This is a genomic window from Mycobacterium sp. TH-M116 (assembly GCF_057473685.1).
The window spans coordinates 1-1,623 of sequence record NZ_JBYCLC010000007.1 but is presented as its reverse complement, the minus strand read 5'-3'; the positions used below and the strand labels follow the sequence as shown (position 1 = coordinate 1,623).

Annotated in this window: 1 protein-coding gene and 1 pseudogene; one reads left to right on the top strand and one right to left on the bottom strand. The window is 63.6% G+C overall.

What is annotated here, in order from left to right:
• Nucleotides 1-174: 174 nt before the first annotated feature.
• Complete coding sequence (locus tag AC2VOK_RS00150; protein WP_428898666.1) at nt 175-1,290, bottom strand: DUF4238 domain-containing protein; 1,116 nt, start codon at nt 1,288-1,290, stop codon at nt 175-177.
• Nucleotides 1,291-1,403: 113 nt separating this feature from the next.
• On the opposite strand from AC2VOK_RS00150, the pseudogene AC2VOK_RS00145 reads away from it, so the two are divergent.
• Nucleotides 1,404-1,623, top strand: a pseudogene (locus AC2VOK_RS00145) (IS1380 family transposase); the annotation flags it as partial.

The window sequence follows — 1,623 nt, the reverse complement described above, 5'->3', positions numbered from 1 at the left end:
ACGGGTCACAGCTATAGCCGCCGCCGGGTGACTCGTCGGCGCAGACCGTCGGGTCAAACAGCGGTGAGGCCGGATCGCACCACTGGATCGGACCCGCGTGGGCGGGCGGGCTGACCGCGACCATAGCGGCGGGCAGCGCGCAGCCGATGACTGCGGTGGCGATGAACGTGCGGATCATGGTGTGTCCTTCCTGGCCGTGTCTGCAGTGTGCTCCCGGGGGCCGACAACTTGTCCACCGACTGAGCGCATCCACTCGTTCTCGGGCAGCGGCGGCAACTGCTGCTCGGCGATGATCAACTCGTCGGCAAGCGCGTCCTCGTCGGGTTTGGCAGGTGTTCGATTCTGAACACCTGAGCGGATGGCCTCGTGGACGGTTCCAATACTGTCGCCGACGTACATGTGGAACATGTCGTTGCCCAACATGCGGAACCGGAGTCGAGGGGGCCAGTCCGAAAGGGCGAGCTGGTCGATCGCGACCATGGATTGCCGAGTTCCGATGATGAATTGATGGCATTGCCGGGCGATCTCGGTATTGATCGCGACGGGTTTGCGTGAGCTCCACTGGGGCGTGGAGCCCTTCCGAGGCCCTCGATGCATGATGAGAAGGGCGCTAGGAGACAGTGGAAACCTGACCTCATCCGCGGTCTCTATGCCGATCCCCCTGGGTTCGACATCTTGGGCGCGTCGGCGCCACGAGTGAACCGGGGAATCGCTGCTAATCAGCGGGGCCCCTCGGAACTTGTGGACTGTCCAAGTCATCGTTTCCAAGCTGGGCGCTATGCGCGTGACCGCAGCATCCACCGAAGCGCTGCGCTTCACGGCGCCCGTCGACGTGCCGTACATGGCAAGCTCCCCGCAAACAAAGCTCCACGCGGCTTCTACTTCGGAGTCGTCGGGCTCGGCCCCACCGTCGAGATCGCGAAGGAAATCCCGGACAGCGTCCTTGGGCACCGGGCGCTCGGCCGTCGTTGCGGCGATTTTCGTAGTGAAGTTCATTCGCTCGACGTGTTTCTCGGTCCTCACGAGCTGCAGCGCGGCGAACATCGCAAACAGCCTGCGTTGGTCGTCCTGTAGATCACCCTTCGCGATCAAATCGCGGCGCAGATTCGGCCATTCGTCCTCTACGCCCCGGTACATCTTCTCGCAGGCGTCGCCCAGCTCACCGGCACCATAGATGCCGCATACGACAGCGACGTCCCCGACGCCGGCAGGGCGCGCATTGTCGCCGCGACGGCGGTATGCGAGTAGTTTGCTGTTGGAATCGGCCCAGGCCCGGAGATAGGCCTCGATTTTTCACGGGGATGGTCGGCTTTGGGGTGTCGTAGACGCGAAAAGTGCACTCGCTCAAGGATAATCAGGGTTGTTAAGGCTCGGAAAATCCACAGAACGGGTGCACCTTTCAGATGCAGGCTACAACAGGATGGTCCCGGCACCTCGACGTGGAGGTGCGCGGCGACGATGTGGTGTCACACACCGGCAGCGTGATCACCCGGATGCTGGCCGATAAGACGGGGCTGACCGGCGCTTTGTCGGATGCGCTGTACCGGCCGGACGTGGTCCACGACCGGGGAGCGGTGATGCGGGACCTGGCGGTGGGGATCGCCGACGGCGCGACCAGCATCT